We start from the raw sequence: 20,646 nt of genomic DNA, 5'->3' as shown, positions 1-20,646 counted from the left end.
CGGAGTGAGACGCTGGCTTTCCCTGGAGCACCCTCATCCGTCGCCTTCGGCGACACCTTCTCCCAAAGGGGAGAAGGGGAAGGCTGCGCTACACCGCGATCCGAGGCCTTCCCGACGCCACGGCCACCACATGCGCCTCGATGAACATGCGCTGGCCTTCGATGGTCGAGACCTTGAACTCGGTGGCGACGTCGATCTCGGCGCTGTCGGTGCCGGCGTCCTTCGCGCGCTCGGCGGCGAGCACGCGCACATCGGCCTCGGCCGCCGCGATCGCCTTCGCCTCTTCGGTGAAGTCGCGCACCGTCTGGCCGGAGGCGAGGCGGAACAGGCCTTCCTTGGGCTGGCTGACACGGGCCTCGGCCGAGACGCGCACCTGGCCGACCACGGCGCCGAGCGCGTTGGCGACGTCGGTGTCTTCCGGGACGATGCAGCCATTGCCGACCAGCACGGCCAAGCCGGCGTAATGCAGCGGCGCCGAGGCGCCCAGCCCGATGACCGGACGGTCGAGCGCGACGGTGAAGCGGGCGATGCCGGGATGGCCATCGACCGCGCGCTGCACCAGCGCATGCGCGACGGTGGCCGCGCCGTCCAGCCCGTCCTCGGCGAAGGCGGTTTCGAGGATGTATTCGGCCGACCAGCGGGTGAGCGTCGTCAGCACGCGCTCGGCCATGGCTTCGGGTGTCGCCGCGATCGCCTGGCCGCGGCCGTCGCGGCGGCGCGAAAACAGATCGGCGCCCAGGCGGGCAGTGGCGGCGTCCCAGTTCGACTGCTTGCCCAGCACATGCGCGGCGTCGGACGGCGTGAAGCCGCAGATATGCACCAGCCCGCGCGCGACCAACCGGTTCAGCGTGGCGTTCTGCGCGTTCGACGAGAGCAGCCGATCAAGCGCCAGCGGGACAGTGCCGATCGCCTCGTAGAGCTTCGCTTCCGGCGCGGTCAGCCCCGCGGCGAGCCTGTCCGGCACACCGGTGCGCAGGGCAAACCGCCCGTCCATGCGGCCGGGGTTCGGCGCCCGCAGCTGCCGTTCCAGCTCGGCGGTGACTGCCTCGCCATGCGCCATGCCGGCCAGCGCCAGCGGCACCAGGCGGCGCGGCCCGAGCAGGATTTTCGGATCGAGCGCGCCGTCTTCCAGCGTGACCTCCGAGTCGCCGCCAAGGCCGAAGGTGCGCATGGCGACCGCTTCGACCATGGTGCGGAAGCCGCCGACGGTGGCGCCTTCCGGATCGAGGCGCGGGCGGCCGCCGTCGAGCACGGCGACGTCCGTGGTGGTGCCGCCGATATCCGAGACCATGGCGTCGTCCAGCCCGGTCATGTGGCGGGCGCCGACAAGAGAGGCAGCCGGGCCCGAGAGGATCGTCTCGATAGGCCGCTGGCGGGCAAAGGCGGCCGAGACCAGCGCGCCGTCGCCGCGCACCACCATCAGGGGTGCCGCGATGCCGCGCTTGGCCAGAAACCCTTCGGTCGCCGCGACCAGCCGGTCGATCATCGAGATCAGGCGGGCGTTGAGCAGCGTGGTAAGCGCGCGGCGCGGGCCGCCGAGCTTGGCCGACAATTCATGGCTTGCTGTGACCGGCAGGCCGGTCTTCTCGCGGATCAGGTCGCGGGCCGCCAGCTCATGCGCCGGATTGCGGGTGGCGAAATAGGCGCAGACGGCGAAGCCCGAAACCGAGCCGCCCAATTCCGGCAGCGCCGCCTCGAGGCCGGAAAGGTCGAGCTTGGCGGCATTGCCGTGCACGTCGTGTCCGCCGGGGCAGAACACCACCGGGTCGGTGCCCAGCGCCGTCTTCAACCCGTCGCGGGCAAGGTCGGCCTCGGAAAAGCCGATCATCACCAGCGCCACGCGCCCGCCCTGGCCCTCGACCAGCGCGTTGGTGGCAAGTGTCGTGGACATCGAGACCAGTTTTATCGCGGCCGGATCGGTGGCGGATTGCTGAAGCACCGCATCGACCGCGCCGGAAATGCCGACGGCGAGATCGTGACGCGTGGTCAGCGATTTCGCCTTGGCCAGAACCTTGCCTTTCGGGCTGCCGTCTTCCGACCACAGCACCGCATCGGTGTAGGTGCCGCCGGTGTCGATGCCGAGGAAGAGGGGATGAGGCTTGGCGGTCATTTTTGCGGGCAGTCCGGGGTCGAGGGCTTTGTCGCGAAGCCCTTAGCCGATACGGGCTGCCGGATAAAGGTTGGAGGGATGGGCCAAGAGGCGCAAGTTCCTCGCCCGACAAAGTGGGAGAGGGACCCAAGCTTTGAGACATCGGCGCGAGGCCCCCCTCTCTGGCCTGCCGGCCATCTCCCCCTCAAGGGGGGAGATCGGATGTCACGCCGGCTTTCGCCAATCGCCAACGTTGTGGAAAGGAGCGAGGCGCTTGAACTGCCAATCTCCCCCCTTGAGGGGGAGATGCCCGGCAGGGCAGAGAGGGGGGCCTCGCGCCAGCCTCCGTGATTACCCCTCAAACCCCACCCTTTTATGGCTCCCATCACAAAACGGCTTGTTCGCCGAATGCCCGCAGCGGCAGAGGAACACCTTGATCGTGCGGGCGATCGTATGCCCCGTGCCGGTGACGAGCTCGGCATTGCCTTCGACCTTCAGCGGGCCGTTGCTGGTCGGGGTTACGGTCAGCGGGCCGTCCCGCGCGTCCAGCACCTGCGCTTCCTTCAGCGGCGGCTCGCCGGTGGCGGTGAAGCCGTCCTTGATGTGGCTGTTGTCGCAGAACGGCTTGTTCTGCGAGGCGCCGCAGCGGCAGAGCGTGGCGCGCAAGAAGGTGTCGTCGCCGAGCACGATCTCGGCATGCACCGCCAGCGGGCCGTTTTCGCGGACGCGCACCGTGTTGACCACAGGCGGCTTCTCCTGCGGCCCGCCATCCTTGCGCTTGTAGGTGACGGCGCCCGACGGGCAGTTCTCCGCCAGCGCCACAACCCGTTCTACGCTCGCGGCATCGGGATGAATCCACTCGCCCGGCGCGTTGGGCACGAAGACATGCGGGTTGCCGAGCACGCAATTGCGCGAATGGATGCAGCGCTTGCCGCTGAAGGAAACGTCGATCTTCTCGCCTTCGACCGTGCCTGCCATTTGGGTGGGGTCTCCTGTTGGGGTGGAGACCAGGCTTAGGGCGCGGGAGCGAAGGGCGTCAAGCTGGGAGGATGGGCAGCCTTACAATAGCGACCGTTAGGAGATTGGCGAAAGGGGAGGTGCCGGCTGATCTCCCGCACTCCCCTTGAGCGAGGGGCGCCCGCTGCTATGGCGCGCTGGCTGCCAGATTGTCGCGTCCCTAATCGCTTACCCACTGTCCAGAGCTGTCAGGAGGGGCATCGAATGCCGGTTTGCATAAAACGGCAACCGGCCTATATCAGGTCACAATTTCCAGCCGGCCGTTTTTCAGCATGTCATCCATCATCTCGATCTCCGGTGTCACGAAAACCTATGCCACCGGCTTCAAGGCATTGAAGGAAATCAATCTCGATATCGAGCGCGGCGAGATTTTTGCGCTGCTCGGGCCGAACGGCGCCGGCAAGACGACGCTGATCTCGATCGTCTGCGGCATCGTCAACCGCTCGTCGGGCAGCGTCACGGTCGACGGCCACGACATCAGCCGGGATTACCGCGCCGCGCGCAGCCTGATCGGGCTGGTGCCGCAGGAACTCACCATCGACGCCTTCGAGACGGTCTGGGCGACGGTGAACTACAGCCGCGGCTTGTTCGGCAAGCCGCCGAACAAGGATTTCGTCGAGAAGGTGCTGCGCGACCTGTCGCTCTGGGAGAAGAAGGATTCCAAGGCGATCACGCTGTCGGGCGGCATGAAGCGCCGTCTGATGATCGCCAAGGCCCTGTCGCACGAGCCGCGCGTGCTTTTCCTCGACGAGCCGACGGCCGGCGTCGACGTCGAGCTGCGCCAGGACATGTGGGCGATGGTCAGGCGCCTGCGCGAGGACGGCGTCACCATCATCCTCACCACGCATTACATCGAGGAAGCCGAGGCGATGGCCGACCGCGTCGGCGTCATCAACAAGGGCGAGATCATCCTGGTCGAGGGCAAGGCCGAGCTGATGCGCAAGCTTGGCCGCAAGCAGATGAAGCTGGAGCTACGCGCGCCGCTCGCCGCCTTGCCGGAGAGCCTGTCGCGCTATGCGCTGGAGCTGTCGGGCGACGGCAGCCAGCTCACCTACACCTATGACAACCAGAGCGACCGTCCGGGCGTCGCCTCGCTGATCCGCGACCTCGAGGCGGCCGGCGTCCAGTTCCGCGATCTCGACACCAAGAACAGCTCGCTCGAAGAGATTTTCGTCAGTCTTCTGAGGCAAGAGCCATGAACCTGCGCGCGGTATGGGCGATCTACCGGGTGGAGATGGCGCGTGCCTTCCGCACGGTGCTGCAGAGCATCATCTCGCCGGTCATCTCGACGTCGCTCTATTTCGTCGTCTTCGGCTCGGCCATAGGCTCGCGCATCAACGAGATCGACGGCATCGCCTACGGCGCCTTCATCGTGCCCGGATTGATGATGCTGTCGCTCTTGACGCAATCGATCTCCAACGCCTCCTTCGCCATCTACTTTCCGAAATTCGTCGGCTCGATCTACGAGCTTTTGTCGGCGCCGGTGTCATACCTGGAGATCATCATCGCCTATGTCGGGGGCGCGGCGACCAAGTCGATCATCCTCGGCCTGATCATCCTCGCCACCGCCGCTCTGTTCGTGCCGCTCAGGATCGAGCACCCGTTCTGGATGGTCGCCTTCCTGGTGCTGACCGCGGTGACCTTCAGCCTGTTCGGCTTCATCATCGGCATCTGGGCGAAAACCTTCGAGCAGCTGCAGCTGGTGCCGCTGCTCATCGTCACGCCGCTCATCTTCCTCGGCGGCAGCTTCTATTCGATCCACATGCTTCCCGGCATCTGGAAGACGCTCACGCTGTTCAACCCGGTCGTCTATCTGATCAGCGGGTTCCGCTGGAGCTTTTACGGCAAGGCCGACGTCTCGGTCGGCGTCAGCCTCGGCATGACGCTGGTGTTTTTGGCCATCTGCATCGCCATCGTCGCCTGGATATTCAAGACGGGCTACCGGTTGAGGAACTGACCGAAGTCGAGTTCCTCGCCCCACGAAGTGGGGAGAGGTGGCCCGGCGAAGCCGGGACGGAGAGGGGCCCGTGCAGACGGGTGGAATCTCTCTGTGCGTGGCCTGTTCTTCAGATCAAGGCAATGTGGCGCCCTTTTCACGTCGGGTTCTGGCTTCGCGGATGTCGTCCCCCCTCTCCGTCTCGGGCTTCGCCCGAGCCACCTCTCCCCCGCTTTGCGGGGGCGAGGAAGGGGCGCCTATCTAAATCGCCTTGGTCAGGCGCAGCAGCCCCAGCATCTCGACGAAGGTTCCTTTGCGGAAGGCGATATAGGTCGGTTCCTCGACACCGTGGAAGCGGCGCTTGAAGGCCGCCTGGCCCTGCAGGTTGAAGCGCGAGCGGTTGACCCAGGGCGAGTTGTAGGCGCGCTGGAAGGCGTTGCGCCAGAAATCCGATTCGGCGAAGCCGCTGGGCTCGATGTCGAGCAGCGGCGAGAGGCCGAGCGTCACCTGCGAGATACCTTCCTCGCGAAAGCGGTCGACGGCGAATTTGGTCAGTCCGACCTCGGCATGCGGCGTCGCGTCGATCTGCTTGCGCTTGAAGGCGGTGGTGTAGCCGATCACCTTGCCGTCGCGAAACAGCGGGTCGAAATCCAGGATGGCGAGAAGCCGGCCTTCGGGGCTGTGCAGGAGGAAGCGGCGCATGCCGGCGCCGAGCTCCTCGGAGAAGCGGCGGTTGAGGAAACCCATCTCCCAGCGCTTGATGATGCGCTTTTTGCGCCAGTCGGCGGAAAGCTGCTTGATCTCTTCCTGCAGCATGTCGCCCGTGCCCTCGGCGAGGAGAAAACCCTTCTTCGCCAGCCAGCGCTCGGAATAGCGCACCGTCTCGTTGCGCTTGCCGGAAAAATCATGCGCCGGCAAAAGCAGCCTGGTGTCGATGCCGAACCGGTTGACCTGGTAGCCGAGACCGGCGAGCACCTTGGCCGTGTCGGCGCCGATCTGCACGAACCAGGGGCCGCCAGCCGCCTCGACGAAGCGCTTGATGTAGCCCGGGCGGTCGGCCGGGTCGGCCACCGGATCGCCCAGCGCGAAATGACGGCTCATCTTGGTGCCGAAGGCGATGTAGCCGTCGCCCTCGCTGAAATAGGACAGCTTCTGCTGCACGGCCGTGGAATAGGCGAGCGAGAAATCGCCGTGGCGGCGCACCAGCGCCAGGCGCTCCTCATCGCTCAATTCGCGCCGCGGAACCTTGGGTGCCACGGCATCGAGAAGCCTGTCGAAATAGATGCGCAGGGGCGCCATGAGCTCCGCGTGCCAAGAAGTGATGACCTGCCCTCGCAGGTCGCGAATCGCTGGAGACCGCTGCCGGCCACGTCGCGTCAGCGATATAGGATGCAATTGACGGCGAATGAAGGGCAAAGGTCCGAAAGCCTCCAGCAGCGGCGGTCGGCCCCGGAACGTCCTGCGAGCTTCAGCTTGATTTTCCCATGTCATGTTATATATCGTGTTATCGATGTTTGCGAGCGCGCTATGGAAGACATTCTGCGATCTCTCGGCTTTCTCTGCCTCGGCAGCCGGATGAAACGCATAGGCGAGCTGTTGCAGGCCGACACGCAGCGCGTGCTCAACCGCCTCGACATGCGCATCCAGGCGAGCCAGTACCCGCTGCTCGCCGCGCTCGACAGGCTGGGGCCGCTGCCGGTCGGTGAGCTGGCGCAATCCCTGGGCGTCGCGCAACCGGGCGTAACGCGAAGCGTAGCGTTGCTTGCCGAGTTGGGGCTGGTCGAGGTCAATCCTGCGGATGACGACCAGCGGCGCAGGATCGTTTCGCTGACCGGCAACGGCAGACGGCTGGTCGACCGGGCGAAACGGGAAATCTGGCCAAGCATCGAAAATGCCGTCGCGGATCTGTGCGCCGATCTTTCCGGGCCGCTGCTCGGCCAGCTTGCCGCCATCGAGGACCGGCTGGCCGAGACACCGCTCCACCGTCGCGCCGAAAGGGACGCCCCGCCATGAAGCATATGCTCGACCGTCCTGTCTGGAGCGCGCTCGAAACGCGACAAAGGACTTTCGCCGAGGGTGACGATCTCGCGCGCCGGTATCGGCCATCGATCATCCCGTTCGCCGCCACGGCCACGGACGATCCGGAATGCCTGCACGCGCTCGGAAGGCTCGTTCCCGCTGGAGAAACCGTCATCCTGGCGCAGGCCGAGAACATTGTCCTGCCGCCGGCGCTTGTCGCGACGATGACCGCCGATGCCGTGCAGATGATTGCCGGGCAAGCCTTGCAGACGGTCACCGATCCCCGAATCGAGCAGTTGACGCGACAGGACGCGGCCGAGATGTTCGCGCTCGCCTCGTTGACGAAGCCTGGGCCGTTCACGCTGGAAGCGTTGAGCCTCGGCGAATTCTGGGGCGTGAAGATCGACGGCAGGCTGGCCGCGATGGCCGGCGAGCGCATGAAGCAACCCGGCTATTCGGAGCTCAGCGGCGTGTGCTCGCATCCGGATTTTCGCGGCGGCGGCCTCGCCAGGCTGTTGTCGCTGTTTGTGGCCAACCGCATCATGGCGCGTGGCGAGGTGCCATATCTGCACGCCTTTGCCAACAATGCAGCGGCGATAAAGCTCTACGAGTCGATCGGCTTCCGGCTGCGCAGCGCGATGAACATCGCGGTGGTTCAGCGGGCGAGATAGCGGCTGTCTGGATCAGGCGGTTTTCGACTTCGGCCGACGGAAGCAAACCGTCTCCATCAACATCTCTTCATCGACCATGCCGGCATTGTAGAGCGCGAGCACAGTCAGCGCGATCTCCCGCGCCTCGTCCGATTCGGGATGCGCCTCGCGACTTCGGCAGGCTTCATCGAAGACGCGTTGCAAGGTGGCGACCTGGGCGGGTTTCAGCAGGCCACGGTCATAAATGGACTTCGGCATGGCGATCTCCTGGCGAGGAGCTAGGGCGCCACCTATAAAGATCAATCTTTCCTGAGGCTTGATCGACTTCAACCAAAACAGGGGGCTCGGATCCTGCCGAGCCCCCGCAATGTCGGGCGCTTAGAGCAATTCCAGGAAAAGTGTGAGCGGTTTTCCGTCCGGAATTGCATAAAAACAGAGAGATAGTGTCCTCACACCGCGATCTTGCCGCCGCCCTGCTTCGTGATCGCAACGACCGACGGCCGCACCGGCATGTCCGGCTTGAAGTCCGGCCAGCGGGTCGACGGATCCTCGTAATAGGACGGGCGGCCGAAGCCTTCCCAGTCCTCGCCGCCGTCGCCCGGATGCTGGACGGCGACGAAGGCGGTCTGGTCGTCCGGCGCGAAGAGCGGGCCGCACATCTCGGCGCCGATCGGCACGCGGAAGAACAGTTTTGAGGTCGCCCGCGCCGCTCCTTCCGTGTCGACCGCCCACAGGCCGTCGGTGCGGCCGGTGGCTTTCGGGCCCTGGCCGTCGGTGGCGACCCACAGGCGCCCGGCGGAATCGACGGCGCAATTGTCCGGCATGCCGAACCAGCCATGCGCGGTGGTCGCGGTCGAGAAGGTGGCGCCTACATCCGCGACGGACGGATCGCCGCATTTGAGCAGCACTTCCCACTTGCCCTTGCTGGCGGCGAAGTCGCCGCCATCCTCGACGATCTCGATGATGTGGCCGAAGGCGTTGGCAGCACGCGGGTTGGCGGCGTCGACCTGCTCGGCCTTACGCTTGGAATTGTTGGTCAGCATGACATAGACCTTGCCGTTGCCGGCGTTGGGCTGGATGTCTTCCGGCCGGTCCATCTTGGTGGCGCCGAGCAGATCGGCGGCGCGCCGCGTCTCGATCAGAACGTCGGCCTGGGACGCAAAACCGTTCTCCGCCGTCAGCGGGCCTTGGCCAAAGACGATCGGCATCCATTCGACCGAACCGTCCTCGGCGAACTGCGCCACATAGAGCGTGCCGTCGTCGAGCAGGTTCATGTTGGCCGCGCGGTCACCAGGATTGAACCTGCCGGCGGTGACGAATTTGTAGACATAGTCGAAGCGCTCGTCGTCGCCGAGATAGAAGACGACGCGGCCGTCCCTGGCGACGATCGACTCGGCGCCCTCATGCTTGAAACGGCCCATGGCGGTGCGCTTCCTCGGCACCGAAGCCGGATCGTTGACGTCGACCTCGACGATCCAGCCGAAACGATTCGGTTCGTTCGGCTCCTTGGCGAGGTTGAAGCGGTCGTAATGCGCGCCCCATTCATAGGCGCCTTCCGGAATGCCCAGGCGCTTGTAATTGGCGGCTTCCTTGTGGCCTTCCGGCAGCTCGCCCGAGAAGTAGCCGTGGATATTCTCCTCGGCCATCACATAGGTGCCCCAGGGCGTGACGCCGCCGGCGCAATTGTTGAGCGTGCCGATGACCTTGGTGCCGGAGGGGTCGGCATTGGTCTTGACGCGGTCGTGGCCGGCGACCGGGCCGGAGAGCGCCATCTCGGTGGTCGACATGATGCGGCGGTTGAGCTTGCCGTCGCGCACCACCTGCCACTTGCCGCCTTCCTTGCGGATCTCGACGATGGTGCCGCCATGCGCGGCCATCTCGACATCGACCTCCTCCTTCGACAGCGGTGCGACCTCGGCGGCCTTCTTGCCGTCTTTTTCGACGATCGAAACGATGCCGGGGAACATCAGATGCGGGTTGGTGTATTCGTGGTTGACGACCAGTAGCCCGTGCTCCGCCGAGCCGTCGATCGGGATATAGCCGACATAGTCGTTGTTGTAGCCGAACTGTTTTGCCTGAGCCTCAGCCGATTGCTTCAGCGGATCGAACTCCGGCGAATCGGCAAACAGCGGATCGCCCCAGCGCAGCAGCACGTCGGCATCATAGCCTGGCGCGACATGGTGCTTGTCATCGATGCCGGCTTCGAGCTCGTCGAACTTGAACGCCGAGGCCTCGGCGGCGCGCGCCTCGTCGGCGGCGACGAGCGCCAACGGGCTGACGGTGGCGGCGATGGCCGAGACGGCCAGCGAGCCCAAGAGGAAACCGCGGCGCGAGAAGCGCGCGGCAATGATCTCGCCCATGGTGCGGTTGTCGGTCGGGTTGACGGGCGGACCGTCATTCTCCTCGAGCTGGCTGGTGCGGAAGCGGGTTTCAGGGGTCGCGGTCATGGTGTTCCTCTGGCTTCTTGAGGTGGCTTGAGCTTGGACCTTCAACCCCTAAAGCGCGCCGATCACATTTTCGTGACATCGGCTTCTGCGTAGCCCTCGGTGGTTGGCGAAGCCTGTCGATGTCAGCCCCTTTCTCCCCGTCACTATACGGGGAGAAATGCCCGGCTGGGCAATGAGGGGCGGCGCCGAGCTGGCAAACAGTGGCGCTATAATGATGTCTTCAAAGACAGCCCCTGCGTGTAATGCTGATGGCCAACGCTGGCGCCGCCCCTCATCCGCCTGCCGGCACCTTCTCCCCGTATAGTGACGGGGAGAAGGGGGCTTGCCGCGACCTTCGCCCCCACACCGCCAGCTTGACGGCTTCGCCCGGTTCGGAAACAAGGGCTGCGGCCGGCGTGGCGACGGCGCTTCAAAAGGGGACGGCAGGTGAGTTTCTGGGGACTGGCGCAGCTCGGTATTTCGACCGTGATGTTCCTGCTGGCGGCGATGGCGGCCAAGCAATGGGGGTTGGCGCCGAGCTTGGCCAAGCTCCTTGTGACGCTGGCGCTCTATACCGCCGGCAACCTGATCATGCTGAGGCTGGTGCGCGAGTTCGGCATGTCGGTGGCGTTCAGCCTGTCGGCGGTGATCCAGCTTGTCGCGGTCAATGTCGTGGCGATCGCCTTTTTCGGCGAACGGCTCAATGCTTTCCAGGCGACCGGCATGGTGCTGGCGATCGCCGCCGTCGCCCTGATCACGCTTGGGCCCTATATGCAGAAGCTCTAACCCTCGAGCCTCTCATGAAGCCATCCGTCGGCGCGCTGCTTGCCAAGATCGAATTCCCCCTGCTTCTGGCCGGACTGATCATCGCCGGCGGGCTATGGGGTTTCGAAGAACTGATGGAGGTGGCGCGGGCGACGACGCCGCACGCCTTCGACACCGAAATCCTGCTTGCCTTCCGCCATGCCGGGCAGCCGGACAGCCCGATCGGTCCGCTTTGGCTGCAGGGCGCGATGCGCGACATCACCGCGCTCGGCAGCACCGTCGTGCTGGTGCTGATCACGACCGCGACGATCGTCTATCTCATCTTGATCCGCAGGCCTTCGACCGCGCTGTTCGTGTTCGCGGCGGTGGCGGGCGGGCAAGTGCTTTCCACCTTGCTCAAGCACGAAGTCGACCGGCCCCGGCCCGATCTCGTCTCGCACCTGGCCACCGAAACGTCACTGTCCTTTCCAAGCGGACACGCCATGCTGTCGGCGGTGACCTATCTGACGCTCGGCTCTTTGGCGGCGCGCTTCCTTCCGGATCGCCGGACGAAGATCTTCGTGCTTTGCCTTGCCGTGCTGATCACCGTGCTGGTCGGCACCAGCCGCGTCTATCTCGGCGTGCACTGGCCGTCAGACGTGCTTGCCGGCTGGTGCGCTGGCTTCGCCTGGGCCATGCTGTGCTGGCTCGCGGCACGGCTGCTGCAGCGGCGCAAAGTTGTGGCCGACAGCGATATCGATGGCTGAAGCATTCAAAATGATGCTTGAGACATTGTAATATCTAAAATATACATCTTTCATATTTTCAGAAACAGGTTCCGGCCGATGATCACTGCCGCACAGATGCGCGCCGCGCGGGCGTTGACCGGCATCGACCAGAAGACGCTTGCCGAGCGCGCCGGGGTCTCCCTGCCCACGATCCAGCGCATGGAAGCGAGCGACGGTGTCGTCAGGGGCGTGGTCGACACGCTGATGAAGGTCATCCAGGCGCTCGATGATGTCGGCGTGGAGCTGATCGGCGAGAACCAGGCCAGCGAGCGCGGCGGCAGGGGCGTGCGCCTCAAGGCCGCCGCGGCGCAGAACCCGCAAGGTTAAGCCGCCGGCCTGGAAGATCGCCTCACATCGCCGCTTCGATCGGCTCGGCAAGCTTCGGATTGGCGCGCGCGGCGATCAGGCAGCCGGCGACGATGAGGCATGCGCCGGCCAACGTGGTCCAGGCCAGCTTCTCGCCGAAGAAGAACCAGCCAAGCGCGATCGCCCAGATGAAGGCCGAGTATTCGGTCGGGATCAGATATTGCGCTTCGGCACGGGCGTAGGACCAGCTCATCAGGAATTGCCCGGCGAGCGACAGCAGCGCCACCCCGACCAAGGGCAGCCAGAGATCTCCCGGCAGCGCAACCGCGAGCCAAGGTGCTGCGCAACCAAGGATGATCCCAACGAAGAGGTTTTGGAACAGCATGATCTCGACCGGCTTGGCCAGTAGAGCCTGCTGCCGGGCGAGGACCAGATTGTAGCCGTAGAACACCGTCGATACGAGCACCGCCGCCGTGCCGAGCACGGCATCCTGCGAGTAGCTTTCCCGCCCGAACTGTCCGGACAGGATGATGGCGACGCCGGCGATGCCGGCAAGCGACGCCCAGATCGCCTGCCGCCTTATGCGCTCGCCCAGCAGCAGCGCCGCGAGGAAGAGCGCAAACAGCGGCGCGACGAAGCTGAGCCCGATCGCCTCGGCGAGCGGCAGCCTGGCGAGTCCCCAGAAGAACGAGACCAGGACGACGCCGACAATCGCGGCGCGCAACGCATGCAGGCCCAGCACCGGAAGGCGCGGCTTCGAGCGTGGCCCCGCCGACCAGGCGGCGCCGGCGACCAGGGTCGAGACCATGCTGCGCCACAGCAGCGTGTTGTAGACGCCGACCGCTATTGTCAGCGACTTCATGGCCGCATCCATGCCGGACAGCAGGAAAATCGCCAGCGCGCACGTGAGCACGGGGATGGTCGTAGAAACGGCGCCGGTCAGGCTGGATGTCTTCACGGCTTGGCTCATGGCAGCCGGATATCCCGGAGCCGACAGCGCTACCAGATGGCAGCGCCGCCGATATGGCCGGTCCAATCCCGATCGGCGAAATTCGAAGGCTGGCGGGACACGATCACTTCCGCCTGGCTCAATCCAGTGACAGCGCCGCGACCTCGCCCTCGCCCATCAGCGGCACATAGATGGTCGCCTTGCCGTCCGTGCCGATATCGGCGCTGCCCGGCTTGAACTGCATTACCGCTTCCCGCTTGCCGCCTGGCTTGTAGCTGTAAAGCGTGCCGGTCATGTAGGCGGTGGCGTAGATGGTGCCGCCAATGGCGATGACACCGTCGAGGTCGGCGAAGTTTTGCGCGCCGGGGAGCGGCGTTATCGTCTTCGTGGCGAGGTCGACCGACAGCAGTCCGCCGGGCTCCCTGAAATCGGCCTTGTTGATGCCCTTCCCCCAGGACGCGACGATCAGCCGGTCGCCATCGGCGAACACGCCATTGGGCGAGGCCAGCAGCGCATCCTTGACGAACAGCTCCGGCTTGTCGCCGTCGATGCGGTAGATCGTGTCGGCCAGCATGTCGCTGACATAGACCTTGCCCGCGCTGTCCTCAGTCATATCGTTGAGGAAGACAGAGCCCGGCACGTCGATGGTCTCGACCAGCCTGCCGCTGGCGAGATCGACGACGAGCACCTTTGTGAGGTCGGCGGCGTAGAGCCTGCCTCCGGAAATCGCCATGCCCTTGGGCGCATCCATGCCGTCGACCCAGTGGCGGGCGATGACCTTGCCGTCCATCGACAGAAGCGACAAATAGCCGTTGCCGTCCGCCGCGCCGGGATCGCCGGCGATGTTGGAGACGACGATGCGGTTGTGGGCGGCGTCGGCAAGCACGGATTCCGGCTGCTCGAAGCCGGCGGCGCGCCAGAGCTCGCCGGCCTGCGCAGCCGGAGCCGCCGCGATGCCGGCGACGGCGATGACGGTCGAAGCGATGAGGGTGTTCATGGTGCTCTCCTGTGGTGACGAAGGAGAGCTAAATTTTTCGATACTTTTCGGAAAGACGGTTCGACGCTAGTATCGCTTATCGATACGAAATCGCGCGAATGAGGTGCATTCCATGAACGCTCCGATCTTCGAGGCGCTGAAGCGGACGCTGAAGGCCAAGGGCCTGACCTACCGGACGCTCGCCGAGCGCATGGGCGTTTCCGAGCCGACGGTGAAGCGGATCTTCCATGAGCGGAACTGCAAGCTCGACCGGCTGATGGAGATCTGCGCCGCGGCGGACGTCGAGCTGGAGAACGTGCTCGGCGCGATGAATCGCGGACCGGGTCCGGCCAACCGCGTTTCGCCGGAGATCGAGCGCAGGCTGGCGGCGCGGCCGGCGCTGCTCTTCGTCTTCATCATGCTGTCGGAGAAATTCACGGCCGAAGGCATCATGCGCTCGCAGGGCTTGAGCGAGGCCTCGATGTTCCTCTATCTGCGCGACCTCGAGGAGCTCGGGCTGGTGGCGCTGGGGCGCGGCCTGTCGGCAAGGCTGCTCGTCGACACGCCCATCCAGTGGGATTTCGAAGGGCCGCTGAAGCCGCACTTCGAAATGACCAACAAGAATTTCGTCGGCTGGGCGCTCGGCCATATGGAGCACGGCGCGACCTTCATCAGCTTTTCCCGGCGGATGCGGCCGCAAACGGCCGAGATGTTGCGCCGCGAGGCCGACGAGCTCGCCGAACGCGCCCGGCTGCTTGCCCATCACGACCAGCACACCACGCCGGAGGACCAGCTCACCGGCTACAAATGGACCTTCGCCTTCGGCGCGACGCCGTTCCCGGCGATCATGCCGATCTGCCCGCATCCGCGCGATGCGGGGGCAAAGGCGGATGCTGGGGCGAAAGGAAGACGGCCGCTGCCGGCGTAGCGCCTTCTCCTTCTCCCCCAGGGGAGAAGGAAAAAGCGCAGCGTCACGCCGCTTTCGCCTCTTCCTGCGGCGCGGCGAGGTCGTCGCGCGCCTTGCGAGCCAATCTTTTGGCGGAGCGTTTCGGGCTGTCGCCGAAAAGCTCGGCGGCATCGGCGAGGCAGGCCTTGGTCAGGCTCTTCTCGGAGCGCTTCAAGAGCTTGCGCAGAAGCTTCGTCTCGTCGGCGGGGCCGAGCGGCTCGCCTTCGGCATCGAGCAGCGCGCGCATGACGAAGACGTCGTGCAGTTCGCCGAGCTGCTCGCCGAGCTTGTCGACCGCCTTGCGGCGCGCCTTGATCGGCGTCGGCCACAGGCGGCCGAGCAGCGACAGATGCATGGAGTGCGTCTTGGCCGCCTTGCGCAGGTTGTGAAAATCCTCGTCCTCGCCGCGCGCCTCCGCCTTGTCGAGCGCCTTCTTCGCCCGCCGCAAGGTGGCGCGGGCGCCGTCGGCCAGGATGTCGGCCGCCTGTTCCGGCAGGTCGGGCAGCGCCAGCCTGTCGATACGCTCCAGGCCTTCCCGGCAGGCGGCCACGGCCGCGTTGATGGCGGCGTCGAGGCCCGGGCCGGCATGAAGCTCGTGCTGGCGCAGCACCAGCCGTTCGCGCACGGGATCGAGACCGCCGCCTGCGGATTGTTCCGGAAAGGCATCGGCGAGGCGGTCGACGGTCTCGATGAGCGCCGTCGCCTCGCGCGGGCCGGCGAGCAGCGCCGAGACCTGCTTGTAGCATTCATTCTCGGTCCGGCAGAACGGTTCGTCCCCGGAACGAACCATGCGCAGCAAGGCGCGCACGCTCTTCAGCCGCTTGCGGCATTTGTGCAGGCCCTGCTCCGGCTTCTCGCGCGCCGTCTCGAGATGGCTGATGGCCCTGCCGATCTCGTCGGCCAATATGCGCCTGACCTCGCCGGTCAGCGGCAAGCGCGGATCGATGCGGAAGCTCATGCGGCGATCTCCGGTATCCCCCCGAGGGCCAGCGACGCGTTGTAGAACCTCGACTCGCCGGTGACCTCGCGACCGAGCCAGTCGGGCAGCATTTCGTCAGATACGTCCTCCGGCGTCTCCAGCTCCGCGATCACCAACCCCGCGAGCTTGCCGCCGAAAACATCGACTTCATAGAGATAGCCACGGTGTCTAACATGGTGGCGTGTCTTCTCGATGACACGTCCGATGGCAAAGGCCATCAATTCCTCGGCCTCGGCAAGCGGGATCGAATATTCGAATTCGTCGCGTTCGCGCGCCCTGACGCCGAACTTCAACGTCAGCTTGGCGGAGCGCCCGTCCGAGATGCGCACGCGCACGGTGCGGCCGGGCTGGGCGGCGACATAGAACTGGCGAATGCGGATCTCCGCCTCGACCTCGTCTCGCCAGGCGGAACTGGAGACCAGGAATTTACGCTCGACTTCCTTGCCCATGGCCGCGCACTAAAGCCTGTGGGGGCAGTGAAGGCAAGCCGGTTCAGAGGTCAAATTTGACTTTAATCAATCGATTGATTAAACATTGAGGTATGGACAGGCAATCAATTGCGAAAAGGCAGCAGCGCGAAGCCACCACCGCCGACCAAACACGCGCGGCGCTGGTGCACGCGGCGCTCAAGCTGTTCGGGCGGCAGGGGTTCGACGGCACGTCGACGCGCCAAATCGCGGCGGAAGCCAAGGCCAATATCGGCTCGATCGCCTATCATTTCGGCGGCAAGGAAGGCCTGCGCGCCGCCGCCGCCGACTTCATCGTGGAAACCATCCAGGGCATCGCCGGCCAGGCGCTGGGCGGCGCCCAGGGGACCGCCCCGGCAAACCCGGAAGCCGCCAGGGCACAGCTCTTTGCGGCGCTGGAGCGGATGGTGGGCTTCGTCATCGTCAGTCCGCAGGCGGGCGAGATCGTACAATTCGTACTTCGCGAGCTCTCGCATCCGACCGCCGCGCTCGACCGCATCTATGCCGGCGTCTTCGAGCCGACGCACCGGCGGCTGTGCCAGATCTGGGAGCAGGCGACCGGCGAACCGGCCGAGAGCGAGGCAACCCGGCTCACCGTTTTCACCATGATCGGCCAAGTCATCTATTTCCGCATCGGCCGCGAAGCGGTGATGCGCCGGATGGGCTGGCGCGAGATCGGCGAGAAAGAGGCCGCCAAGGTGGTGGCGGTCACGACCGGCAATCTCAGGGCAATGCTAGCGGCGCGCGATGCGCCCGCCGGCAAGAAGGGCAAATCATGAGCATTCTCTGTTCGTTGCCGCTCGCGGCCCAACTGTTCGGCGCCTGCGCGCCGGCGGCACCCCTCGCCGTCGGCTATGTCGAAGGCGAATATGTGCTGATGGCGCCGATCGAAGTGGCCCAGGTGGCGACGGTGACGGTGAGGCGCGGCGACCGCGTCGAGACCGGCGCGGCGGTGGCGACGCTGGAAGATGCCGATGCCAAAATCGAGGTGGCGCAGGCCGAGGCCGCGCTTGCCCAGGCACAGGCGCAGCTTGCCGACCTGCAGGTCGGCAAGCGTTCGGAAGAGATCGCCGTGCTGAAGGCCGAGGTCGACATGGCAAAAGCCCAGGCCGCCGACGCCAAGCGCAAATATGACCGCGCCAGCGACCTCTACAAGCGCGGCACCGGCACGCAGGCCGACTACGACACCGCCTCGGCCTCGCTGGAGACGGCCAACGCGCAGGTCGGCCAGGCGGAAGCCAATCTCGCCGTCGGCAACCTGCCGGCGCGGCCCGAGACGATCAAGGCCGCCGACAACCAGGTCAAGCAGGCGCAGTCGGCCCTGCGGCAGGCTGAGTGGCGGTTGTCGAAGCGGGTGCTGACGGCGCCCTCGCCCGGACGCGTCAACGACGTGATCCGCAATCCCGGCGACACGGCCGGGCCGACCGCACCGGTGATCTCGATGCTGCCGGACGGCGCCGTGAAGCTCAGCGTCTATGTGCCCGAAAGCGCGTTCTCGTCGGTCAAGGTCGGCACCGCGCTCAGCGTCCATTGCGATGGCTGCGGGGCAGGGCTGAAGGCGCGCGTCAGCTATGTCTCGCCCGATCCCGAATTCACACCGCCGGTGATCTACTCGCTCGAGAACCGGCAGAAGCTGGTCTATCTCGTCGAGGCGCGGCCGGAGGGCGATGCCGGGCCGCTGCAGCCCGGCCAGATCGTCGATGTCGATCTCGCGGATATGGGGCAATGAACGCCATCGACGTCCGCGGCCTGGTCAAGCGCTTCGGCGACAAGACGGTCGTCGACCATGTGACGATGACGGTCGCCGAAGGCGAGATCGTCGGCTTCCTCGGGCCGAACGGCTCGGGCAAGACGACGACCATCCGCATCATGTGCGGGCTGCTCACGCCGGACGAGGGCGACGGCACGGTGCTGGGCTTCGACATCCGCACCGACGCGCTCAGGATCAAGCGTGAAGTCGGCTACATGACGCAGAAATTCTCGTTCTACGAGGATCTGACGATCGGCGAGAACCTCGAATTCGTGGCGCGGCTCTACCAGCTGAAGCCGGTCGAGCACTATGTGGCGAGGACATTGGAAGAGCTCGGCCTGGCGAGCCGCCGCAACCAGCTGGCCGGCACGCTTTCCGGCGGCTGGAAGCAGCGGCTGGCGCTGGCGGCCTGCATCATGCACAAGCCGAAGCTGCTTCTGCTCGACGAGCCGACGGCCGGCGTCGATCCCAAGGCGCGGCGCGAGTTCTGGGACGAGATCCATCGCCTGGCCGGCGGCGGGCTCACCGTGCTCGTCTCCACCCATTACATGGACGAGGCCGAGCGCTGCCACCGCATCAGCTACATCTCCTACGGCAAGATGCTCGCCGCCGGCACGGTCGACGAGGTGGTGAGGAATGCCGGGCTGACCACGTTCGTGCTGCATGGGCCGGGGCTCGACCAGGTCGCCCAGGCGCTGCAGGGGCGGCCCGGCGTCGACCAGGTGGCGCCGTTCGGCGCGACACTGCACGTCGTCGGCTCCGACAAGGCAGCGTTGGAAAAGGCGCTGGCCGACGTCGAGAAGGAGCACAAGGACGTGACGGTGACGCCGGGCGAGACCAGCCTCGAGGATGTGTTCATCCAGTTCATGTCCGGCTCGAAGGACAATATGGCATGAACGCGGTCTTTTCCTTCGCCAGGCTGGGCGCGCTGCTCACCAAGGAGTTCATCCAGATGCGGCGCGACCGCATCACCTTCGCCATGATGCTGGGCGTGCCGCTGATGCAGCTCGTGCTGTTCGGCTTTGCGATCAACAACGACCCGAAGAGCCTGCCGGCGGCCCTGGTGGCGACCAGCAGCGATCCCTACACGCGGGCGATGGTCTCGGCGCTGCAGACCACCGGCTACTACCGCTTCGACCATGTCGCGCAAAGTGCCGCGCAAGCCGAGTTCCTGATGGCGCGCGGCGACGTCTCCTTCGTCGTCACCATTCCCGCCGATTTCGCGCGCCGCGTCGAGCGCGGCGACAACCCGCAGATCCTGATCGAAGCCGACGCCACCGACCCGTCCGTCGCCAGCGGCGCCATCTCCACGCTCAGCACCGTTGCCGGCCAGGCGCTGCTGCGAGCCCAGGGCACCCAGGACGCGGCCAGGGAAGCGGCGCGCGGCCAGCTCGATGTTGTCGTGCACCGGCGCTACAATCCGGAAGGCGTCTCGCAATACAACATCGTGCCCGGCCTGCTCGGCGTAATCCTGCAGATGACCATGGTGATGATGACGGCGATGGCGCTGACCCGGGAAACCGAGCGCGGCACGATGGAAAACCTTCTGGCCATGCCCTCGAGCCCGCTCGAGATCATGCTGGGCAAGGTGCTGCCTTACCTGGTGGTCGGCGCGGTGCAGGTGGTGGTGGTGCTGGTGGCGGCGAAGCTGCTGTTCGGCATCCCCTTCGTCGGCAGCCTGACGCTGCTGCTCTCCTCGGTGCTGGTCTTCGTGCTTTCGCTGGTGCTGCTCGGCTACACGATCTCGACCATGGCCCGCTCGCAGATGCAGGCCATGCAGCTGACCTTCTTCTTCTTCCTGCCCTCGCTGCTGCTCTCCGGCTTCATGTTCCCCTATCGCGGCATGCCGGGATGGGCGCAGAGCCTTGGCGAGATCTTTCCGCTGACGCATTTCCTGCGCATCACCCGCGCGGTCATGCTCAAGGGCGCCGAGCTGCCGGCGGTGGCGACGGAAATCGGCTGGCTGGCGGTGTTCGTGGCGCTGTTTGCCGGGGTCGCGCTGGTGCGGTTCAGACGGACGCTGGATTGATAGGCACCGCCGGCGCGGTAGCCGAGACTATAGAGTGCATCGCCTGTGACGGGCCAATTCAGGTTGATAGATGCTGCGGGGCAAACTTCATATCCTTCCTTTGATCACGGGCAAGAAAGACATGCCCTTGCGTGTCGGAGCCGATCTCGGCCCAGTCCAGAAGCACCTTGGCTTCCCGAAATGGCTGTATGTCTATCAGAATCAGCCCTGCGGCTTTCTTCTTGGCTATGGCGACCTGGAGATCGACATTCTGACCCGCCGGAATCGGGCTCGCGTCAACCGCATCAGCATCAAGCTGTGGCACATGCCGGACGTCGCCAAGTCTTTACCTTTGAAGTGGAGCGGAAACAGCCAAATCGATCTCGATGGCTTCAGCCCAGCCATGAGACTTTCCTCCGCCAAGGCGCTGCTTACTGATCTCGGCCTTCACAGCGAAGAGTACCAAGTCGACAGTGCCTCCGAAACAGTGCGCCGCCTTGTGCTTCCCCATAGGAATTGCATTTCTTCCGAGGACCGGAAGAACCGATCCTTATGGAGATCCACTTCCTGACCTCAGAGGAAATCCGGCGAACCAA

At 65.4% G+C, this 20,646-nt stretch carries 22 protein-coding genes; 13 read left to right on the top strand and 9 right to left on the bottom strand.

The features are described from left to right. Window positions 1–88: 88 nt before the first annotated feature. Together EJ068_RS15560 and EJ068_RS15550 are read right to left on the bottom strand one after the other, a co-directional pair. Window positions 89–2,110 carry a hydantoinase/oxoprolinase family protein gene (locus EJ068_RS15560; RefSeq protein WP_127251349.1) on the bottom strand — a complete coding sequence of 674 codons (2,022 nt, stop codon included), beginning with the start codon at window positions 2,108–2,110 and terminating at the stop codon, window positions 89–91. A 330-nt stretch (window positions 2,111–2,440) separates the two neighbouring features. Further along, window positions 2,441–3,067, bottom strand: a complete 627-nt coding sequence (locus EJ068_RS15550; protein ID WP_127251350.1) for a CDGSH iron-sulfur domain-containing protein — start codon at window positions 3,065–3,067, stop codon at window positions 2,441–2,443. Between the two features lie 311 nt (window positions 3,068–3,378). Between EJ068_RS15550 and EJ068_RS15545 the strand changes: the two genes are divergently transcribed. Next, on the top strand, window positions 3,379–4,305 hold the full coding sequence (locus tag EJ068_RS15545) for an ABC transporter ATP-binding protein (RefSeq protein WP_126080257.1): 927 nt from the start codon (window positions 3,379–3,381) through the stop codon (window positions 4,303–4,305). After that, window positions 4,302–5,063: an ABC transporter permease gene (locus EJ068_RS15540; protein WP_127251351.1), complete on the top strand. Its 762-nt coding sequence runs from the start codon at window positions 4,302–4,304 to the stop codon at window positions 5,061–5,063. The genes EJ068_RS15545 and EJ068_RS15540 overlap by 4 nt, the downstream gene beginning before the upstream one ends. Before the next feature lie 240 nt (window positions 5,064–5,303). Here EJ068_RS15540 and EJ068_RS15535 read toward each other — a convergent pair whose 3' ends face one another. Then, window positions 5,304–6,341, bottom strand: coding sequence for a phosphatidylglycerol lysyltransferase domain-containing protein (locus EJ068_RS15535; protein ID WP_127251352.1), 1,038 nt, complete (start codon window positions 6,339–6,341; stop codon window positions 5,304–5,306). Between the two features lie 228 nt (window positions 6,342–6,569). On the opposite strand from EJ068_RS15535, the gene EJ068_RS15530 reads away from it, so the two are divergent. Beyond that, window positions 6,570–7,055 (top strand): MarR family transcriptional regulator, encoded by a 486-nt coding sequence (locus EJ068_RS15530; protein WP_127251353.1) that lies wholly within the window; start codon window positions 6,570–6,572, stop codon window positions 7,053–7,055. Next, window positions 7,052–7,732 (top strand): GNAT family N-acetyltransferase, encoded by a 681-nt coding sequence (locus EJ068_RS15525; protein WP_127251354.1) that lies wholly within the window; start codon window positions 7,052–7,054, stop codon window positions 7,730–7,732. Before EJ068_RS15530 ends, EJ068_RS15525 begins: the two co-directional genes overlap by 4 nt. Window positions 7,733–7,744: 12 nt before the next feature. Here EJ068_RS15525 and EJ068_RS15520 read toward each other — a convergent pair whose 3' ends face one another. Both EJ068_RS15520 and EJ068_RS15515 read right to left on the bottom strand, forming a co-directional pair. After that, the gene (locus tag EJ068_RS15520) at window positions 7,745–7,969 is read right to left on the bottom strand and encodes a hypothetical protein (protein WP_126080260.1); all 225 of its coding nucleotides are present in this window, start codon (window positions 7,967–7,969) and stop codon (window positions 7,745–7,747) included. A gap of 191 nt (window positions 7,970–8,160) precedes the next feature. Further along, window positions 8,161–10,158: a PhoX family phosphatase gene (locus tag EJ068_RS15515; protein WP_126080261.1), complete on the bottom strand. Its 1,998-nt coding sequence runs from the start codon at window positions 10,156–10,158 to the stop codon at window positions 8,161–8,163. A 426-nt stretch (window positions 10,159–10,584) separates the two neighbouring features. On the opposite strand from EJ068_RS15515, the gene EJ068_RS15510 reads away from it, so the two are divergent. The 3 genes from EJ068_RS15510 to EJ068_RS15500 all read left to right on the top strand — a co-directional run bounded on the left by EJ068_RS15510 (window position 10,585) and on the right by EJ068_RS15500 (window position 11,996). Continuing rightward, a complete protein-coding gene (locus tag EJ068_RS15510; protein ID WP_042637321.1) occupies window positions 10,585–10,923 on the top strand; it encodes a hypothetical protein in 339 nt (112 codons plus the stop codon). A 14-nt stretch (window positions 10,924–10,937) separates the two neighbouring features. Beyond that, complete coding sequence (locus EJ068_RS15505; protein WP_126080262.1) at window positions 10,938–11,648, top strand: phosphatase PAP2 family protein; 711 nt, start codon at window positions 10,938–10,940, stop codon at window positions 11,646–11,648. Between the two features lie 78 nt (window positions 11,649–11,726). Beyond that, window positions 11,727–11,996, top strand: coding sequence for a helix-turn-helix transcriptional regulator (locus EJ068_RS15500; protein ID WP_126080263.1), 270 nt, complete (start codon window positions 11,727–11,729; stop codon window positions 11,994–11,996). Between the two features lie 22 nt (window positions 11,997–12,018). Here EJ068_RS15500 and EJ068_RS15495 read toward each other — a convergent pair whose 3' ends face one another. Together EJ068_RS15495 and EJ068_RS15490 are read right to left on the bottom strand one after the other, a co-directional pair. Next, on the bottom strand, window positions 12,019–12,945 hold the full coding sequence (locus tag EJ068_RS15495) for a DMT family transporter (RefSeq protein ID WP_126080264.1): 927 nt from the start codon (window positions 12,943–12,945) through the stop codon (window positions 12,019–12,021). A gap of 118 nt (window positions 12,946–13,063) precedes the next feature. Continuing rightward, window positions 13,064–13,921: an SMP-30/gluconolactonase/LRE family protein gene (locus tag EJ068_RS15490; RefSeq protein WP_127251355.1), complete on the bottom strand. Its 858-nt coding sequence runs from the start codon at window positions 13,919–13,921 to the stop codon at window positions 13,064–13,066. Window positions 13,922–14,033: 112 nt separating this feature from the next. Here EJ068_RS15490 and EJ068_RS15485 point away from each other — a divergent pair, with 112 nt between their 5' ends. Continuing rightward, a complete protein-coding gene (locus EJ068_RS15485) occupies window positions 14,034–14,828 on the top strand; it encodes a helix-turn-helix transcriptional regulator (RefSeq protein ID WP_245463430.1) in 795 nt (264 codons plus the stop codon). A gap of 43 nt (window positions 14,829–14,871) precedes the next feature. On the opposite strand, the gene EJ068_RS15480 is transcribed toward EJ068_RS15485, so the two are convergent. After that, window positions 14,872–15,804, bottom strand: coding sequence for a CHAD domain-containing protein (locus EJ068_RS15480; protein ID WP_126080267.1), 933 nt, complete (start codon window positions 15,802–15,804; stop codon window positions 14,872–14,874). After that, on the bottom strand, window positions 15,801–16,274 hold the full coding sequence (locus EJ068_RS15475) for a CYTH domain-containing protein (RefSeq protein ID WP_126080268.1): 474 nt from the start codon (window positions 16,272–16,274) through the stop codon (window positions 15,801–15,803). The genes EJ068_RS15480 and EJ068_RS15475 overlap by 4 nt, the downstream gene beginning before the upstream one ends. 92 nt (window positions 16,275–16,366) lie before the next feature. On the opposite strand from EJ068_RS15475, the gene EJ068_RS15470 reads away from it, so the two are divergent. The 5 genes from EJ068_RS15470 to EJ068_RS15450 all read left to right on the top strand — a co-directional run bounded on the left by EJ068_RS15470 (window position 16,367) and on the right by EJ068_RS15450 (window position 20,621). After that, window positions 16,367–17,071 (top strand): CerR family C-terminal domain-containing protein, encoded by a 705-nt coding sequence (locus tag EJ068_RS15470; RefSeq protein WP_126080269.1) that lies wholly within the window; start codon window positions 16,367–16,369, stop codon window positions 17,069–17,071. After that, window positions 17,068–18,021: an HlyD family efflux transporter periplasmic adaptor subunit gene (locus EJ068_RS15465; protein WP_127251357.1), complete on the top strand. Its 954-nt coding sequence runs from the start codon at window positions 17,068–17,070 to the stop codon at window positions 18,019–18,021. Before EJ068_RS15470 ends, EJ068_RS15465 begins: the two co-directional genes overlap by 4 nt. After that, window positions 18,018–18,938 (top strand): ABC transporter ATP-binding protein, encoded by a 921-nt coding sequence (locus EJ068_RS15460; protein WP_126080271.1) that lies wholly within the window; start codon window positions 18,018–18,020, stop codon window positions 18,936–18,938. The genes EJ068_RS15465 and EJ068_RS15460 overlap by 4 nt, the downstream gene beginning before the upstream one ends. Continuing rightward, window positions 18,935–20,071 carry an ABC transporter permease gene (locus tag EJ068_RS15455; protein WP_126080272.1) on the top strand — a complete coding sequence of 379 codons (1,137 nt, stop codon included), beginning with the start codon at window positions 18,935–18,937 and terminating at the stop codon, window positions 20,069–20,071. Before EJ068_RS15460 ends, EJ068_RS15455 begins: the two co-directional genes overlap by 4 nt. Window positions 20,072–20,141: 70 nt before the next feature. Next, window positions 20,142–20,621, top strand: a complete 480-nt coding sequence (locus EJ068_RS15450; protein ID WP_189342067.1) for a hypothetical protein — start codon at window positions 20,142–20,144, stop codon at window positions 20,619–20,621. Window positions 20,622–20,646: the final 25 nt, after the last annotated feature.

It is taken from the genome of Mesorhizobium sp. M2A.F.Ca.ET.043.02.1.1, assembly GCF_003952405.1.
In the GTDB taxonomy this organism is placed as follows: domain Bacteria; phylum Pseudomonadota; class Alphaproteobacteria; order Rhizobiales; family Rhizobiaceae; genus Mesorhizobium.
This window is presented reverse-complemented; position numbering and strand designations above follow the sequence as displayed.

What these genes read in the sequence shown, in the direction of transcription:
- EJ068_RS15480 (WP_126080267.1), bottom strand. Translation starts at nt 15,804, where the DNA reads ATGAGCTTCCGCATCGATCCGCGCTTGCCGCTGACCGGCGAGGTCAGG.
- EJ068_RS15460 (WP_126080271.1), top strand. Translation starts at nt 18,018, where the DNA reads ATGAACGCCATCGACGTCCGCGGCCTGGTCAAGCGCTTCGGCGACAAG.
- EJ068_RS15530 (WP_127251353.1), top strand. Translation starts at nt 6,570, where the DNA reads ATGGAAGACATTCTGCGATCTCTCGGCTTTCTCTGCCTCGGCAGCCGG.
- EJ068_RS15515 (WP_126080261.1), bottom strand. Translation starts at nt 10,158, where the DNA reads ATGACCGCGACCCCTGAAACCCGCTTCCGCACCAGCCAGCTCGAGGAG.
- EJ068_RS15535 (WP_127251352.1), bottom strand. Translation starts at nt 6,341, where the DNA reads ATGGCGCCCCTGCGCATCTATTTCGACAGGCTTCTCGATGCCGTGGCA.
- EJ068_RS15505 (WP_126080262.1), top strand. Translation starts at nt 10,938, where the DNA reads ATGAAGCCATCCGTCGGCGCGCTGCTTGCCAAGATCGAATTCCCCCTG.
- EJ068_RS15500 (WP_126080263.1), top strand. Translation starts at nt 11,727, where the DNA reads ATGATCACTGCCGCACAGATGCGCGCCGCGCGGGCGTTGACCGGCATC.
- EJ068_RS15525 (WP_127251354.1), top strand. Translation starts at nt 7,052, where the DNA reads ATGAAGCATATGCTCGACCGTCCTGTCTGGAGCGCGCTCGAAACGCGA.
- EJ068_RS15475 (WP_126080268.1), bottom strand. Translation starts at nt 16,274, where the DNA reads ATGGGCAAGGAAGTCGAGCGTAAATTCCTGGTCTCCAGTTCCGCCTGG.
- EJ068_RS15455 (WP_126080272.1), top strand. Translation starts at nt 18,935, where the DNA reads ATGAACGCGGTCTTTTCCTTCGCCAGGCTGGGCGCGCTGCTCACCAAG.
- EJ068_RS15465 (WP_127251357.1), top strand. Translation starts at nt 17,068, where the DNA reads ATGAGCATTCTCTGTTCGTTGCCGCTCGCGGCCCAACTGTTCGGCGCC.
- EJ068_RS15520 (WP_126080260.1), bottom strand. Translation starts at nt 7,969, where the DNA reads ATGCCGAAGTCCATTTATGACCGTGGCCTGCTGAAACCCGCCCAGGTC.
- EJ068_RS15485 (WP_245463430.1), top strand. Translation starts at nt 14,034, where the DNA reads ATGAACGCTCCGATCTTCGAGGCGCTGAAGCGGACGCTGAAGGCCAAG.
- EJ068_RS15490 (WP_127251355.1), bottom strand. Translation starts at nt 13,921, where the DNA reads ATGAACACCCTCATCGCTTCGACCGTCATCGCCGTCGCCGGCATCGCG.
- EJ068_RS15470 (WP_126080269.1), top strand. Translation starts at nt 16,367, where the DNA reads ATGGACAGGCAATCAATTGCGAAAAGGCAGCAGCGCGAAGCCACCACC.
- EJ068_RS15550 (WP_127251350.1), bottom strand. Translation starts at nt 3,067, where the DNA reads ATGGCAGGCACGGTCGAAGGCGAGAAGATCGACGTTTCCTTCAGCGGC.
- EJ068_RS15495 (WP_126080264.1), bottom strand. Translation starts at nt 12,945, where the DNA reads ATGAGCCAAGCCGTGAAGACATCCAGCCTGACCGGCGCCGTTTCTACG.
- EJ068_RS15450 (WP_189342067.1), top strand. Translation starts at nt 20,142, where the DNA reads ATGCTGCGGGGCAAACTTCATATCCTTCCTTTGATCACGGGCAAGAAA.
- EJ068_RS15560 (WP_127251349.1), bottom strand. Translation starts at nt 2,110, where the DNA reads ATGACCGCCAAGCCTCATCCCCTCTTCCTCGGCATCGACACCGGCGGC.
- EJ068_RS15545 (WP_126080257.1), top strand. Translation starts at nt 3,379, where the DNA reads ATGTCATCCATCATCTCGATCTCCGGTGTCACGAAAACCTATGCCACC.
- EJ068_RS15540 (WP_127251351.1), top strand. Translation starts at nt 4,302, where the DNA reads ATGAACCTGCGCGCGGTATGGGCGATCTACCGGGTGGAGATGGCGCGT.